The 17388-nt window shown below is 29.9% G+C and carries 15 protein-coding genes; 8 read left to right on the forward strand and 7 right to left on the reverse strand.

Annotated elements, in window-relative coordinates; translation table 11 throughout:
- Positions 1–99 precede the first annotated feature (99 nt).
- Genes HGB55_RS09255 through HGB55_RS09270 form a run of 4 tightly spaced genes read right to left on the reverse strand, consistent with a single transcriptional unit; the run spans position 100 to position 2088 of the window.
- Positions 100–645: a DUF4252 domain-containing protein gene (locus tag HGB55_RS09255; protein WP_168816612.1), complete on the reverse strand. Its 546-nt coding sequence runs from the start codon at positions 643–645 to the stop codon at positions 100–102.
- Between the two features lie 3 nt (positions 646–648).
- Entirely contained in the window at positions 649–1161 is a 513-nt protein-coding gene (locus HGB55_RS09260; RefSeq protein ID WP_168816613.1) for a DUF4252 domain-containing protein, read from the reverse strand.
- A 5-nt stretch (positions 1162–1166) separates the two neighbouring features.
- Entirely contained in the window at positions 1167–1592 is a 426-nt protein-coding gene (locus HGB55_RS09265; RefSeq protein WP_168816614.1) for a hypothetical protein, read from the reverse strand.
- Positions 1579–2088, reverse strand: coding sequence for an RNA polymerase sigma factor (locus HGB55_RS09270; RefSeq protein WP_168816628.1), 510 nt, complete (start codon positions 2086–2088; stop codon positions 1579–1581). Before HGB55_RS09270 ends, HGB55_RS09265 begins: the two co-directional genes overlap by 14 nt.
- Before the next feature lie 134 nt (positions 2089–2222).
- Here HGB55_RS09270 and HGB55_RS09275 point away from each other — a divergent pair, with 134 nt between their 5' ends.
- The 8 genes from HGB55_RS09275 (at position 2223) to thrC (ending at position 13126) form a co-directional block, all read left to right on the forward strand.
- Positions 2223–3740 (forward strand): S41 family peptidase, encoded by a 1518-nt coding sequence (locus tag HGB55_RS09275; RefSeq protein WP_168816615.1) that lies wholly within the window; start codon positions 2223–2225, stop codon positions 3738–3740.
- 91 nt (positions 3741–3831) lie between these two features.
- Positions 3832–4875, forward strand: a complete 1044-nt coding sequence (locus HGB55_RS09280; protein WP_168816616.1) for an oxidoreductase — start codon at positions 3832–3834, stop codon at positions 4873–4875.
- Complete coding sequence (locus HGB55_RS09285) at positions 4872–5429, forward strand: hypothetical protein (RefSeq protein WP_168816617.1); 558 nt, start codon at positions 4872–4874, stop codon at positions 5427–5429. The genes HGB55_RS09280 and HGB55_RS09285 overlap by 4 nt, the downstream gene beginning before the upstream one ends.
- Positions 5430–5491: 62 nt before the next feature.
- Positions 5492–6724: a peptidase T gene (pepT, locus tag HGB55_RS09290; protein ID WP_168816618.1), complete on the forward strand. Its 1233-nt coding sequence runs from the start codon at positions 5492–5494 to the stop codon at positions 6722–6724.
- Between the two features lie 169 nt (positions 6725–6893).
- Entirely contained in the window at positions 6894–8102 is a 1209-nt protein-coding gene (gene lysA, locus HGB55_RS09295; protein ID WP_168816619.1) for a diaminopimelate decarboxylase, read from the forward strand.
- A gap of 348 nt (positions 8103–8450) precedes the next feature.
- The gene (gene thrA / locus HGB55_RS09300; RefSeq protein ID WP_168816620.1) at positions 8451–10895 is read left to right on the forward strand and encodes a bifunctional aspartate kinase/homoserine dehydrogenase I; all 2445 of its coding nucleotides are present in this window, start codon (positions 8451–8453) and stop codon (positions 10893–10895) included.
- A 4-nt stretch (positions 10896–10899) separates the two neighbouring features.
- Positions 10900–11829 carry a homoserine kinase gene (locus HGB55_RS09305; RefSeq protein ID WP_168816621.1) on the forward strand — a complete coding sequence of 310 codons (930 nt, stop codon included), beginning with the start codon at positions 10900–10902 and terminating at the stop codon, positions 11827–11829.
- 1 nt (position 11830) lies between these two features.
- The gene (thrC, locus tag HGB55_RS09310) at positions 11831–13126 is read left to right on the forward strand and encodes a threonine synthase (protein WP_168816622.1); all 1296 of its coding nucleotides are present in this window, start codon (positions 11831–11833) and stop codon (positions 13124–13126) included.
- Between the two features lie 101 nt (positions 13127–13227).
- On the opposite strand, the gene HGB55_RS09315 is transcribed toward thrC, so the two are convergent.
- From HGB55_RS09315 to HGB55_RS09325, 3 genes are all read right to left on the reverse strand, one after another.
- Positions 13228–14823, reverse strand: a complete 1596-nt coding sequence (locus HGB55_RS09315) for an OmpA family protein (protein ID WP_168816623.1) — start codon at positions 14821–14823, stop codon at positions 13228–13230.
- Between the two features lie 25 nt (positions 14824–14848).
- Positions 14849–15769 (reverse strand): type IX secretion system membrane protein PorP/SprF, encoded by a 921-nt coding sequence (locus tag HGB55_RS09320; protein ID WP_168816624.1) that lies wholly within the window; start codon positions 15767–15769, stop codon positions 14849–14851.
- Between the two features lie 39 nt (positions 15770–15808).
- On the reverse strand, positions 15809–17388 hold a 1580-nt coding region (locus tag HGB55_RS09325; RefSeq protein WP_168816625.1), incomplete at its 5' end, for a Calx-beta domain-containing protein.

Raw genomic sequence — 17388 nt, forward strand, 5'->3', positions numbered from 1 at the left:
AAAAGTACTATTTTAATTTTTTTAAGTAGTTAATAGATAGTTAAAAAGCCATACTTAATGGTATGGCTTTCTTATTTAATTTTGAAGTTTGTTGTATTTTTATTTAATACTGCTTAGTATTCCTTCGAGTTGTTTTAGTTCATTCGAATTTTTATCGAGCTGAATTTCCTGAGTAAGTTTTAAAATATCAGACGGATTCATATTTTCACCAATAACTCTAACCAAAGCAAATCCTTTACTGTCATCAGATCCAAAAACTATAACTTCATCAATAGCTTCTTCGTTACCTAAATAATTTACAGTAATACTTCCTTTTCCTGAATTCATTCTCATTAACTGTTTGTACTTATCGTTTTTTAAAATTTTACGTACTTTTTCTTTTTCAGAAGTATAAAGTTCTTTATTAGTCTCCGTTAATTGTAAGGCTAAAAAATTAAGTTTTTTTATGCTTTGCAAAGTACTTTTCAATTCTTCAGACATATTTTCCTCTTGTAATTGTAAAATACTTGAAGGTAAATCAACTGAAATAAATTCATTGTTTTCTTTACTGTCTACATAATATTTTTGCAAAGAAGGATTTGTTTCGCATGATGTTAAAGCAAACATTACTACTAGTACAAATCCTAAATTTTTAAAAGCTTTCATAATTTATTCTTTTTTTAATCCACTATTTGGAATATGAGCTTCAGTAATTTCAGATATCTTGTTCAAGTCAATATCACCTGTTAATGATAAAATTACTGCTTCTTGGTTCGAATTATTCTTTAATCCATTTACAAACATCAACAATTCACTTACATGGTTTTCATCTTTACCTTGACGCACATATATTTTTACATTAGCTTCTTTATCTTTAACTCTCATTAATTGGGTAAGTTTTGTAGATTTTAAGTATTTTGATACTACATCATTCATCTGATTTGCAATTTCAGGAATTTCGGTAGTAAAAACTTTTAATGATTCTAAATTTTGAACCATTTCTACATATTCTTTAGCTTCAGGGCTTCCACCTTTGAATTTACTCAACATTTTAAAAGCATCTTTAGTTACTACAACTGTTGTAACGTCATCCATTTCTTCAAATTTGTCAAAAATTGAATTTTGAGCATAACCTGCAAATGGTAAAATTGCTATTGCTAATATTAAAATTATTTTTTTCATTTTTTTTACTTTTTAGGTTGTTTAAAAATTTTGTTTGTTGTGGTTTCAAATTCTTGCAATTGTGCAATTGCATCATTCCCTTTGTTTAAGTTTTCAGATAGCATACCTAATGCTGTTAAAGTTTCGGCATACACTTTCTCTGCTTTTACTTGTTGGTTTTTTTGATAACCTGTATAAACACTTGCCATTAAAATTAAAGAAGCTGCAATTGATAACCATTTCCATTTCGACTTTTGACTTTTTAAATGAATGGTTTTTGTATACTTCTCTTCTTTTTCGGCTGAAAAATAGTTAAATAGCATTTGGTACTCTTGTAAATGTGGTGCCACATTTTTTTCTGAAAAATAGTTTCGCAACTCTTTCTCTTCTGCAACAGTAGTTTCTGCATTCAAATATTTATCCAACAACTTTTCTATGTTAGCTAATTCCATAATTATGTTGTTTTATTAATTGTTCTTTTATAGTTTTTCTTGCTCTGGATAATGTAACCCTTATTGCTGTTGGTTTTAAATTCAACATTTCGGCAATTTCATCATATTCATACTGTTCAATATCTCTAAGCTGTATTATTAATTTTTGTTGCTCAGGTAAGTTTTCAATTAATTGATGAACTATACTTACACTGTCATTAAGTTCCACACGATTTTGTAATGATGTATCATTCTCTTTATAATTACTATGTACCAACGTTAAATTACTAGCCTGTTTAGATTTCAATCGGTCAAAACAGTAATTTTTTGTCATAGTCATTGCAAAAGCTTCTACATTATTATAGTCTTTTAATTTAGACTTGTTTTTCCATAACTTAAAATAAAGTTCTTGTGTTGCATCTTCAGCCTCTTCAGTAGATACTAACAATCTCTTCGCTAATCTAAATACCTTATCTTTAAAAGGTATTACAATATTTAAAAACTCTGACTGATTCATTTTAAGTTTGGTATAACTTTTGTCGTTTTCATTAGTATGACGATTAAGATACATGTTTGTAACACAAATATTAAAATTTTGCAATAAAAATTAATATATTGCGTGCCAAATAAAATGAAATATAAAAACCTAACATGAAAAAAATAAATTATTTAATAGTTTTTTACTTATTGGTTAGTATAACTTTTTTAAGTTGTAGTGATAACAATAATAATGACCCTGAGCCAACACCTAATCCAAATGAAGTTACACTTGAAAATGAGATTAATGATTTTGTATGGAAAGGTATGAATTCATGGTACAACTGGTTAGATAATGTTTCAAATTTATCAGATTTAAAAGATGATGATAAAGATGATTATTATACTTATTTAAACGGTTATTCTAGTCCTGAGAATTTATTTTATAATTTATGTTATAACCATATCTCAATTGTTGGTGAAGCAAATGCTGTTGACAGAGATTCTTGGTTTATTGAAGATTATGTAGAACAAAATAAACAATTTCAAGGTATCTCACTATCTTTTGGTTTTCGCTTACAAGCTGTGCGAATTAATGATGCCGGTGATGTAATTTTATATGTAAGATATGTTGCTCCCGACTCTCCTGCTGATTTAGCAGGAATTAAAAGAGGTGACATTATTAGCGGAATAGATGGTATAACTTTAAATGCAAATAATTACAGTAGTGCATCAGCCAATTTATTGAATGAAACAGTAACATTATCGTTTATTGATGAAGTTGACGGTGAACTTGTTTACCTTGAAGACAAAACTATCACTGCTACAGAAATATCTGAAGATCCGGTTTATTTGAAAAAAGTATTTAATGATATTAATGGTGAAAAAGTGGGTTATTTAGTGTATAACGGATTTCGATCTTCATACAACGATGAATTAAATGCTGCTTTTGAATATTTTAAAAATGAAGGAATAACCGAATTGGTATTGGATTTACGCTTAAACGGAGGTGGTTCTGTTCTAACTTCAGCTTATTTGGCAAGTATGATTTATGCAAACGCAGGAACCGACAATTTTGCTGTTTTAAAATTTAACAGCAAACATTCCAATGAAAATGGAGCCTATACTTTTGAAGATAAATTAAATGTGTATAATGTAGATGGAGAAAAAACCGGGGAAGAATCTATAAACAGATTGACAACTGTTAACAGGTTGTATGTATTAACTTCAGGAGATACTGCTTCTGCTAGCGAAATGATTATCAATGGGTTAAGACCATTTATTCCTGTTACACTTGTAGGAACTGAAACGTATGGGAAAAATGTTGGATCTATTACATTATATGACTCTCCAAATTCGGATTACACAAAACAATCTACAGCAAATACAAATCACTTAGTTGCAATGCAGCCTATTGCTTTTCAAATTTATAACAAAATTGGAGAAAGCGACTATTCAAGAGGTTTTAAACCGGATATTGAAGTTGTTGAATATTATTACTGGAATGAAATTTTACCTTTTGGCGATGAAAATGAAGTAGTTTTAAAAGCTGCTTTAGATGATATAAGAGGTCTTTCAGGAAGAATGAGTTTGCCTAAAAATGCTCATGATATTGCATTAAAAGATTTATCTAAACTTGATCAAAAATTTGATAAGGACATGTATATTAATAGCGATTATTTCAATAAATAACACTTATTAAAAAATATTGAAAAGCAGGTTTATACCTGCTTTTTTTATGCCTAATAATTAAGTACATTTGCTGTAAATACTACAATTTATAATGAAAAAACTAATTTATTCCTTATTTATTATATTTCTATCATTTACAGTAAGTTGTAATAAAAAATATGTACCAAGACAAACAATTACTATTTCACTCGAAAAATTTAAATTGGATAGCACCGGTATAAGAGCTATTGAGGTTTTAAATGATACTTCAATAATGTACGCAGGTTCTATTGGCGATATTGGAATACTAACAAATTTAGGGGAAGAAATTTTAAAAAGAACTATTAAAACCGACTCTGTAATTCCTCATTTTAGAGCACTGGCTTCAACAAATAAAGCACATTTTATATTAAACGTAGGTAATCCTGCATTACTTTATAAGCTTGAAAATGATAGCATTACAATTGTTTATAAAGAAATGAATGAAAAAGTTTTTTACGATTCTATGCAATTTTTTGATGAATTGAACGGTATAGCTATGGGTGATCCTACGGAAGACTGTTTATCAATTATACTCACACATGATGGTGGAAATACATGGCAAAAAATACCTTGTAATAATTTACCTAAAATACAAGAAGGTGAGGCTGCCTTTGCAGCCAGCAATACAAATATAGCCATAGTAGGTTCAAATGCTTGGATTGCTACAGGAGGAATCAAATCAAGAGTTTTTCATACTCCTGATATGGGCAAAACATGGGAAGTTTTCAATACACCAATTATCCAAGGAAAAAATACTACAGGGATTTATTCTGTTGCCTTTTTTTATGAAAATCAAGGAATTATATGCGGAGGAGATTACACCGATAAATTTGGGAATTATGCCAACAAAGCACTTACTTTTGATGGAGGCAAAACTTGGAAAGTTGTTTCAGAAAATTTGCCACCTAAATATGTGAGTTGTGTACAATACATACCAAATACTCAAGGAAATGAAGTTGTTGCAGTTTCAACCAATGGCATCTTTTTTTCAAATAATAAAGGTAAAAATTGGCAAAAAGTAAGTAATGAAAGTTTTTATGCTATTAGATTTATAAATGAAAATGAAGCTTGGTTATCAGGAAATGAAGTAATTGCAAAAATGTATGTTGAATGAAAAAAAGTGTAATTTTTATAGTTATTTTGTTCGCTTTTATTAGTTGCAAAAATCAATCGGAGTTAAGCAATTTATTCGATTGTAGAACAAGTAATTTGGAAAATTCAAAATCAATTTCAGATTTTAATAAAAACTTCAAATTAAATATCCCAATAAATTGGAAATCAGAATTATATTATAATGAATTTCAATCTGAAATATTTACTGCAGATACTACAAAACAACTTTCGGAATCATTTATTTTAGATACTTCTTTTAACAATGGAAATTTAACTTTTGATACTATTTTTTATCAAAAAACTGACTCAATTCTTAAAAGTAATAATTTAGAAATGGTCAATTCGGGTTCAATTCAATTTAAGAATAAACCTGCATTTTGGTATTTGGTCAAAGGAGAAAAAAAAGGTTTTGAGTTTCATCAGTTTAATATTTTAGTAAAAAATTCAAATAACAACTATTTTACCGCAAATTCTGATATTTATGGCAATAAGAATATAAATAGTAGAATATGCGAAACTATTTCTTTATTAAATACTGTAGAATTTTTACAATAATTTATGAAAATTAGATTGTAAAACCATATTCGAATACTTACTTTTGAAAAAAACTTAAAAAAATGCAACATATTATAGATCGCTTCGTAAAGTATATAACTATAGATACACAATCAGATCCTGAAAATCCTGAATTTCCAAGTACAGAAAAACAATGGAATTTAGCTCATGTTTTGGTAGATGAGCTTAAAGAAATTGGCATGGATGATGTAACCATTGATGAAAATTGTTACGTTATGGCTACACTTCCTTCAAATGTAGATTTTGAAGTACCAACCATTGGTTTTATTGCTCATATTGATACTAGTCCTGATTACTCAGGAACTGACGTAAAACCTCAGTTTCATCCAAATTATAATGGAGAAGATATTGTTTTAAATAAAGATGAAAACATAATTTTATCACCTGGTTATTTTGAAGATTTACTGTTATATAAAGGTCAAACCCTTATTACAACTGATGGTACTACCCTACTTGGCGCCGATGATAAGGCTGGTATTACCGAAATTGTTTCGGCAATGGAATATTTGATTAATCACCCTGAAATAAAACATGGAAAAATTAGAGTTTGTTTTACACCTGATGAAGAAGTTGGTAAAGGAGCTCACAAATTTGATGTAGATAAATTTGGTGCCGAATGGGCTTATACAATGGATGGTAGCCAAGTTGGTGAATTAGAATACGAAAATTTTAATGCTGCAGGAGCAAAAATTATAGTAAATGGTAAAATAGTGCATCCTGGTTATGCAAAAGGGAAAATGATAAATTCTATGCTAATTGCCAATGAGTTTATTGCCGGTTTACCTAAAAATGAAATTCCGCAAGAAACTGAAGGTTATGAAGGCTTTTTTCATTTACACACAATGAAAGGTGAAGTTGAAAAAACGGAACTTCAATATATTATAAGAGATCATGACATGAAACTTTTTGAAGATCGTAAAGCTTTATTTCAAAAAATAGCTGACGATTTAAATGAAAAGCTGGGTAGTAAATTAATTGAAGTTGAAATTAAAGATCAATATTACAATATGCGTAAAAAAATTGAACCTGTTATGCATATTGTTGACATTGCAGAAGAAGCTATGAAACAACTAAACATAAAACCTATAATTAAAGCAATTAGAGGTGGTACTGATGGTTCTCAGCTTTCTTATAAAGGATTGCCTTGCCCAAATATTTTTGCAGGCGGTCATAATTTTCATGGTCGTTATGAGTATGTAGCTGCCGAATCTATGCAATTGGCAACCGATGTTATTATTAATATTGTTAAAATAACTGCCGAAAGAGTTAAATAAAATACTTTTTTACATATTTTTTTTAAAGCGAAATGATATTCATTTCGTTTTTTTTTAATGAATATGTAAGTTTATAAATTTAACAACATGTTAAATATTGTTATTTTATGAAACTATATTTTATAAAAATAAAGGAATGTTTACTTTTGAAATTCAAATAAAAAAATGAATGGATAATCAATTACTACTGTCTTTAACTGAAAAATATGGCAGTCCGCTATATGTATACAATGCTGATAAAATAATTTCACAGTATAATAGAATTACAGAAGCCTTTTCTTCAGTAAAAAATTTAAAATTAAACTATGCTGTAAAAGCAAATTCTAATATAAGTGTTCTAAAGTTATTCAATAAACTGAGTTCAGGTATCGATACTGTGTCAATTCAAGAAGTTCAACTAGGTTTAGAAGCAGGTTTTTACCCTGAAAATATTATATACACACCCAACGGAGTTTCGTTACAAGAAATTGAGCAAGTTGCAAATTTAGGTGTACAAATTAATATTGATAATATTTCTATTTTAGAACAATTTGGCCACCACTACCCTAACATTCCGGTTTGTGTACGTATCAATCCGCATATTATGGCAGGTGGAAATCATAAAATTTCTGTAGGACATATAGATTCAAAATTCGGAATTTCAATTCATCAAGTACCTCATATTAAACGTGTTGTAGAAAATACCAAAATGCATATCAATGGTATACACATGCATACAGGTTCTGATATTTTAGATATTGATGTGTTTTTAGCTGCAACCGAAATTTTATTCAACACAGCCAAAGAATTTCCTCAAATAGATTTTATAGATTTTGGAAGCGGATTTAAAGTGCCATACAAAGAAGGTGATATTTCAACAAATATTGAAGAGTTAGGAGAAAAATTATCTAAACGATTTAATACATTTTGTAAAGAATTTGGTAAAGACTTAACTTTAATGTTCGAGCCCGGAAAATTTTTGGTAAGCGAAGCCGGTTACTTTTTAACCCATGTAAATGTGGTAAAGCAAACAACATCTACAGTTTTTGCAAGTGTAGACAGTGGTTTTAACCATTTGATCAGACCAATGTTATACGATTCATACCATCATATCCATAATATTTCAAACCCTAACGGCAGAGAGCGTTATTACTCGGTTGTTGGATATATTTGTGAAACTGATACTTTTGGCTCTAACAGAAGAATTAGTGAAATTAGAGAAGGCGATGTGCTATGTTTTAACAATGCCGGAGCTTATTGTTACACAATGGCTTCAAATTACAATTCACGTTACAGACCGGCAGAAGTTTTATTGTATAATGGAAATGATTATTTGATAAGAAAACAAGAAACTTTTAACGATTTAATTAAAAATCAGGTGATTATAGATTTAGATTAAGCAAAACTCCGAATGTACATTCGGAGTTTTTCATTATCTATAAAAAGTACTTTGAAATTATGATTAGAATACATAAATAATATTCAAACATTAAGTTTTAATTAAAATTTAGTAAAAAAGGTTGTTATTTTAAAAAAATAGTTAAATTTGTGAAATGCAAATAACAAAAACATATCAGTTAACTAAAAACGTAAATTCTATGCGTTCTACTGTTATTGCTATTACTACAACTATCACTACTACCCTTTAGGGGTTGTGTTCTATTTATATCATCCGTTTATATATTCGTTTTTCATAAAAATGAAAAAGAAATTAATTCTAAAAAAATATTAATTATATAGAAATACTATGAAAGTATTAAAATTTGGAGGCACTTCGGTAGCAACTTCAGAAAATATAAAAAAAGTAATCTCAATTGTTAAAGAAAGTTCCTATAAAGACAATATCGCTGTTGTAGTTTCAGCTTTAGGAGGAATTACTGATGTGTTATTAGATGCCGGTAATTTGGCTTGCAGTGGTAATGAAGAGTACCAACTGAAATTTAAAAACATTGAAGATCGCCATTTACAAGCAATAAGAGAACTTGTTCCTATAAACAGTCAAAGTAGTGTTATTGGTCATGTAAAAGATATGCTTAATAAATTGGAAAATACACTTGAAGGCATCTATCTAATCAACGAATTTTCTCCTAAAACTTCCGACAAAATAGTAAGTTTTGGAGAATTACTATCGTCTTACATCATTTCAGAAGCAATGAGGTATTCAGAATTAGATGTAGTATTAAAAAATTCTCAAGAGCTTATTGTTACCAATCAAAATTTTTCAAATGCTTCGGTAAAATTCAGTAAAACAAATGAAACTATCTCTCATTTTTTTAAAGAAAATAAGCATCAAATTGTTGTACTTCCCGGTTTTGTTGCATCATCGGAAAATGGGGAAGTAACAACTTTAGGACGTGGAGGTTCAGACTATACTGCGGCAATTATAGCAGCTGCTGTAAATGCTTCTATTTTGGAAATATGGACTGATGTGAGTGGCATGTATACTGCTAACCCAAAATTTGTAAAACAAGCATTCCCTATTAGAAATATTTCATATCAAGAAGCTATGGAATTATCACATTTTGGAGCAAAAGTGCTATATCCACCAACAATTCACCCTGTTTTAGATAAAGAAATACCGATTTGCATAAAAAATACTTTTGATGCTAAAGCTGAAGGTACTTTAATTACTAAAATTTCTTCAAATACCGATGCTATAAAAGGTATCAGTCATATCGAAAATATGGCGTTAATTACTCTTGAAGGATCTGGTATGATTGGTATACCCGGAATTTCTAAACGGTTATTTGAAGCGTTGTCTCTACAAAAAATTAATGTTTCGTTAATTACTCAAGCTTCATCAGAACATTCTATTTGTATCGCCATAAACAATGCCGATGCCAAAAAGGCAAAAGAAGCTGTTGATACTGAGTTTAGTTACGAAATTGAGCAACAGAAAATTGATCCGTTAATTATTGAAAAAAACAATGCAATTATTGCCGTTGTTGGTGATAACATGAAAAGCCACCAAGGTATTAGCGGTAAAATGTTTAGCACTTTAGGTAATAATAATGTGAATATCAGAGCAATAGCGCAAGGTGCTTCAGAAAAAAATATTTCGGCAGTAATTGCACATAAAGACATCAAAAAAGCTTTAAACACGCTACATTCAAAGTTTTTTGAAAATCAAATAATGCAATTAAACTTATTTGTTGTAGGTGTTGGAAATGTAGGTGGTAAACTGTTGCAACAAATTAAAAATCAGCAACAATATTTGATAGATAATTTAAAATTACAAGTTAGAGTTATTGCACTTACCAACTCTAAAAAGATGTATTTTAATGAAGATGGTATCAATTTAGAAAATTGGAAAGCAAAACTTGAAAATGCTGAAAAATTAGATGTGGATGTGTTTTTTAAAAAAGTAACCGATTTAAATTACAGAAATAGCATTTTTGTTGATAATACGGCAAACGAAAGTATCTCTAAATTGTATTCAAAGTATTTAAAAGAAAGTGTGGCTGTGGTAACTTGCAACAAAATTGCTTGTTCATCTAATTATTCAGACTATGTAAACCTTAAAAAATTAGCAAGAGAATACAATGCCCCTTTCCTATTTGAAACTAATGTTGGAGCAGGTTTACCAATAATTGACACTTTAAAAAATTTAATTGCTTCAGGAGATAAAGTGACTAAAATACAAGCAGTTCTATCCGGTAGCTTAAACTTTATATTTAATAATTTTAATGATGAAACTTCTTTTTATGATGTGGTTCAACAAGCTGGGGTTGAAGGTTACACAGAACCTGACCCAAGAATCGATTTAAGCGGTGTTGATGTTATGAGAAAGATTTTAATTTTAGCACGAGAAAGCGGTACTAAATTAGAATTAAGTGATATTGAAAACGAATCATTTTTACCAAAGTCTTCTTTAGAAGCAAAATCTGTAGTCGATTTTATGGAAACTTTAAAAACAGAAATAACACATTTTAATAAGTTGCAAAAGAACGCTTCAGTAAAAAATTGCAGATTAAAATATGTAGCTGAATTTGATAATGGAAAAGCTAAAGTTGGTTTAAAAGAAATTCCTGCAAATCATCCTTTTTATAATTTAGACGGTAAAGATAATATTGTACTTTTCTATACAACAAGATACAGTGAACAACCTTTAATTATTAAGGGAGCAGGTGCTGGAGCAGATGTAACAGCTTCAGGGTTATTTGCCGATATTATTAGAATTGGTAATATTTAAAAAAATGAATGAATTAAAAATATTTGCTCCGGCTACCATTGCTAACGTTTCATGTGGATACGATGTTTTAGGATTGGCTCTTGATACTGTTGGTGATGAAATGATTATTAGAAAAGTATCACAAAAAGGTGTAAAAATAACTAAAATAATTGGGCAAGATTTACCCTTAGAAACTCATAAAAATGTCGCAGGTATCGCAGCATTAGCACTTTTATCTGAAATTGAAATAAATTTTGGTTTTGAAATTGAAATTGATAAAAGAATTAAACCAGGTAGTGGCATAGGAAGCAGTGCTGCGAGCTCAGCAGGAGTTGTTTGGGCTATAAACGAATTACTTGGAAAACCTTTTAGCAAAACTGATTTGGTACGTTTTGCTATGGAAGGAGAACGATTGGCAACTGGTGTTGCCCATGCCGACAATGTAGCTCCTGCCCTTTTTGGCGGTTTCACTTTGGTTAGAAGTTATCAGCCGTTAGATATAATAAGTTTACCAACTCCAAATGAACTTTATGCAACGGTTATTCATCCTCAAATAGAAGTTAAAACATCTGATGCACGTAAAATTTTAAAATCTAATATTGCTTTAAAAGATGCTATTAAGCAATGGGGAAATGTTGGCGGACTCATAAGTGGATTATATACAGAAGATTATGATTTAATAGGTCGTTCACTAGAAGATTATATTGTAGAACCAATACGTTCTATTTTAATTCCGGCATTTGATGCTGTTAAACAAGAATCATTAAAAGCTGGAGCTTTAGGATGTGGCATTTCGGGCTCCGGACCTTCAATTTTTGCTTTAAGTAAAGGTGAAATTTCTGCCAAAAATGTGGCCAATACCATGAAATTTGTATATGATAAAATTGGAATTGATTACGATATTCATATTTCACAAATCAATAAAGAAGGAATAAAAATTTTAGAAAAAAAATAAGATGAACTTTTACAGTTTAAATAAAAAAGCTCCTAATGTATCTTTTAAAGATGCAGTAATAAAAGGATTAGCCCCAGATAAAGGATTGTATTTTCCTGAACAAATTATTCCACTTCAAAAAGATTTTTTTGATCATATAGAATATTTTACAAATAATGAAATTGCTTTTGAAGTAATAAAACAATTTGTTGCAGATGAAATTCCGGAAAAGGAATTAAAACAAATTATTAATGAAACCTTGAGTTTTGATTTTCCAATTGTACCTATTGAAGAAAATATTTCAACTTTAGAATTATTTCACGGTCCAACAATGGCTTTTAAAGATGTTGGTGCTCGTTTTATGGCACGTTGCTTAGGGTATTTTAATAAAGAGGAAAATACTGAGAAAGTTACTGTTTTGGTTGCTACATCAGGTGATACAGGTGGCGCGGTAGCAAGTGGTTTTTTAGGGGTTGAAGGTGTAAATGTTGTTATTTTATACCCAAGCAGAAAAGTAAGTGATGTACAAGAAAAGCAATTAACTACACTTGGTAAAAATATTACTGCTTTAGAAGTTGACGGTACTTTTGACGATTGCCAAGCAATGGTAAAAACTGCTTTTTTAGACCAAGATTTAATTTCAAAACTTAATTTAACATCTGCTAATTCAATAAATATTGCCCGTTGGTTACCACAAATGTTTTATTTCTTTTTTGCATATAAACAACTAAAAAATAAACATAAAGAGTTAGTTTTTTCAGTTCCCAGTGGAAACTTCGGAAATATTTGCGCAGGCATTATGGCTCAACAATTAGGTTTACCTATTAAACATTTTATTGCTTCAACAAATGTGAATGATATAGTTCCAACTTATTTAAAAACAGGAATTTATTCTCCAAAACCATCTAAGCAAACTATTTCAAATGCTATGGATGTAGGTAATCCAAGTAATTTTGTAAGAATTTTGGAAATTTATAAAAATGATGATTCTAAACTTAAAGAAAATTTATCATCGTACTCTTTTACTGATATAGAAACTCGTAAAGCCATGGCAAAACTACACGAGGAATTTAATTATACTGCCGATCCGCATGGAGCGATTGGGTATTTAGGTTTAAAAAAATATTTTTCCGAAAATAATAATGCTCAAGGAATATTTTTAGAAACCGCACATCCGGTTAAATTTTTAGATGTTGTAGAACCTATAATTAATAAAACAATTGGTTTTCCTAGACAAATTTTAGAGGTTATCAAAAAAGAAAAGACTTCAATAAAAATAGCTGTTTATAGTCAATTAAAAGAGTTTTTACTCAATTAAAAAAAGCAGCTGCAATAATCATTTGAGATAATTGTCGTCCCCACAACGGTAGTAGTATCAAAATGATTCTTTATTACAGCTGCCAAAATTAATTTCTTTTTTCATTGTCTACTAATCACTTCAGGATTTTTAATTACAAATTCCGTGCGTCTATTCATTTGATGTTCTTCTTCTGTACATTTAACACCATTAGCACATTTATTAGTTAACATTTTTTCTCCATAACCTTTACCGGTAAGTCTATCTCTTGAAATTCCTCTTTCAAACATGTAATTCACAGTTGAGCTTGCTCTTTTTGCAGATAATTTATCATTATATGCATCGGGCCCTCTACTATCACAATGCGCTCCAAACTCAACAATTAAATCTGGGTATTTTTCCATAATTTGAATAGCTTTCATTAACTCATTTCCAGCATCTTCTCTAATTTCAGATCTGTCAAAATCAAAATATATTGTATTAATTTTTAATAAAACCCTATCACCAACCACTAAAAATTCATCATCTTGATTTAGTGATAATACAACATTATGTACTTTTTCATTTTCATCTGTTGTATTTAATAATATTAATCCTTCAAGATAATTTTCTTTAGTACCAACTATTTTATAGGAAGATTCACACTCTAAAGGAAATTCAAATTTTGCATCAGTTCCAGTAGTGATAAGGCTATCTATTTTTACATTGTCTTTATATAAGCTAATTGAAGTGCCTGGAAGAAATAATTTAGTGTCTTTATCTTTCACTACACCTTTTACAGATTGATTACAAATAATAACAACAGGTTTATCTTCTTTAAAATAATAAATATCATCATCTCCTTTTCCATCATAACGATTTGAAGAAAAATAGCCTTCCCTAGTTTCATTATTGATTATAAATCCAAAATCATCTTTTTCACTATTCAAAGGTTCATCTAAATGAATGGTAAATTCTACACCGTTTTCATTTAGTTTACTCATAAAAATATCTAACATTCCTAAGCCTCCTCTTCCTTCCGAAGAGAAATACAATTCATCGTTGCCTGCTATATATGGAAACATTTCTTTTTCCGGAGTATTAATTTCCGGACCTAAGTTAATTGGTTTACCGTAAGTACCATCGTCAAAAACTTCAACTTTAAAAATATCGGTTTTACCTAACGTTCCCGGCATATCGGAAATAAAATATAATGTTTTCCCATCTTCGCTTAATGTTGGATGACCAACAGAATAATTATCGTTATTAAAAGGCATATCATAAATTTCTGACCATTGTCCGCTTGCGTCTTGTGTAGCCTTAAACATTTGAACTCTATTAATTCCAAGTGAATCTTTTCTATATTTACCACCAAAATAATTACTTCGTGTAAAGTAAACTGTTTTTTTATCTTTTGAAAAAGTTACATCAGCTTCATGAAAAGTTGTATTAATAACTTTAGAAAATTTTTCAACATCTTTTAATCCTCCATCATTTGTAATTGTTCCAATATACAAATCTAAATAAGGTTGATTATTACCTTTCCAAACATTACTAATAATATAATTTCTTTTAGTCGGAGAAGCAAAAACAAGTTTATCTTCACCATAAAAAGTAGTTCCAAAATTAGATAATATAGTATTTGCCGCTATACTTTTTACACTATATTGCGGACCTTCTATTTGAGCCTTGGCTGTATATGCGCAAAGCATTAATAATATTATAGTAATTTTTTTCATCTTTTTAAATTTTATATTATCCGTTTTAGAAAAATCTAGGTGACAAACCGGCTCTAGAATTACTAATGGTAATTAATAAAATGACTTCATGCGATCCTGAATTATAATCTCCGAGATTAGTAGTTGTATAGTCATATGCATAACCAACTCTAACTAATGGTGCTACTTCCATATTTACCAATGCGCTTACAGAATCATCAACTCTCCATGCCAAGCCAAATTCAAGTTTTTCATTAATCAAAACATTCCCGGAAACATCAATTGATAATGGAGATCCTGTAACACCTTTCAGCATTACAGAAGGCTTTAATTTTAAATTATCATTTAAATCAAATACATAGCCACTAGTTAAGAAATAATGCATTTTTTCGGCAGCAGAACTTATTACTCCATTTTTTTTCTTTAAATGATACTGATTAAGCATGTTTGGCATTGATAAACCAACATAAAATTTATCGGTATAATAAAAAGCACCGGCACCAAAATTTGCATATGTTTCTTTTATGTCTTCCTTAAATACATCATCTTCTTCATTATCACCTAAATCTAATTTACTTATAAGAGCATCTAAAAATGAAAAACCACCTTTAACTCCAAAAGCTAAATTTCCAAAATCAGAAGTTTGAATTGTATATGAAAAATCTACAAAAGCATTTTGTTCTTTCACTGGTCCTATTTCATCTGCAAAAACTGAAAACCCTAACCCTACATTTTTTTTAATAGGTGCATTAATAGTAGCAACTGTTGTTTTAGGAGCTCCGTCTAACCCTACCCATTGTGTACGATGTAATAATCCTATGTTTAATGTACCATGAGAACCAGCATAGGCAGGATTTATTATATGCATATTATACATATATTGGGTGTATTGCGGATCCTGTTGACTATGCATAGAATTAATAGTCAAAATTGTAAGTATACCTAATATTATTTTAACTCTCTTCATAACTTGTTATTTAAATATTATCATAACTTTCCAAATGGGTTATCTGTTTAAGTATAAAAATCCTGATCGTGATTTAAAACCTTCTTTGTTAAAGTTTATAGTGTAAAAATAGGTTCCTACAGGAACTTGTTTCCCTTTATCTAATGTCATCCTACCTGTTGAATATCCATCCCACCAAATAGGTTCTGATAAAGGATCTCCGTTATGATGATAATCATATACAACCACACCCCATCTGTTGTATATAACTATTTCGAAATCTGGATATAAGTTAGATAATCCTTCTACTTCAAATACATCATGTACTTGATCATTATTTGGAGAAAAACCTTCTGGAATAACTAATTCTGCTGCTAAAACTCCAGCAACAATCACAGTAACTTGTGCTGAATTACATAAACCATCATTATCACAAACCTGATATATAAATGTATCATCTCCAACAAAATCAAAATCAGGGCTATAGGTTATACTTCCATCTAAATTAACTGTAACTTCTCCATTTAATGGCTCATCAATTATGGTTAATGATTCAGGATTAATAGTACCGTCTGGATCACTATCATTTTCAATAACATTAATTTCTATAGGAATATTAGCTTCAGTTTCTGCTAAATCATCAACAATACTTGGAGATAAAATAGCATCAATTGTTACTGTGGCAGTAACAGAATTTAAACTTCCATCACTATTTTTAACAGTAAGTGTATACGTAAATGTATCTAATCCATAGAAACCTTCATTAGAAGTGTAAGTGACGGTATAATTTGTTGTTGTACTATCCAAAGAAACTTGAACATAACCATCGTTTGAATTTGTAATAGTTAAACTTTCAATTCCATCATCTGGTCCATAAATGTCATTTATTAATACATCTATCGGAGTTGGTCCACCGTCAATCACAATTGCATAATCATCAGCAACTTGCATGTCGGGATCTGTAATATATCCAACACCTTGTCCATCAATAATATTTATCAATGTTGAACTTAAATTACTTAGGTTTACATAAAACTCTTCTGCTCCTTCCGCTATATCATCATTTTCAATAGTCACTGCAATTTCATGAGTTTCGCCTGTAGTTCCTTCAAAAGTTAAAATACCATTGGTAGCTATATAATCATCAGGTGAAATTGCTGTACCATCTTCAGTTGCAAAATCTACAGTAAAACTACCTTGAACATTGCCCGTTAAAGTAACTATAAAAGTAGCCGTACCCTCATTCTCATTAATATTTGCATCACTAATTGATATACCATTACTTTCTCCTCCGTCATTGTCCTCAATAGTTATCTCTCCTTGTGAATCATTAATACCTATCAGCGTAGTGCTTAAATTACTCAAATTCACATACAAACGCTCGGTCGGTTCTATCAAAGTATCATCTGCTATTGAAACTTCTATCTCTTTGGTCTCTCCTGTATCTCCTGTAAAAGTTAGTGTTGCTGATTGTACTGTATAATCATCCGGTGCTATCGCTGTACCATCTGCAGTTTGGTAATCTACACTGAAACCGCCCTGTACATTGCCTGTTAAGGTTACTTGAACTGTCGCTGTACCATCACCTTCGTTAACCGTAATGTCACTGATGGTGAGTCCATTGCCTGCACCGCCGTCAT

Origin of the sequence: Lutibacter sp. B1 (assembly GCF_012524075.1) — a bacterium.
Classification (GTDB): Bacteria; Bacteroidota; Bacteroidia; order Flavobacteriales; family Flavobacteriaceae; genus Lutibacter.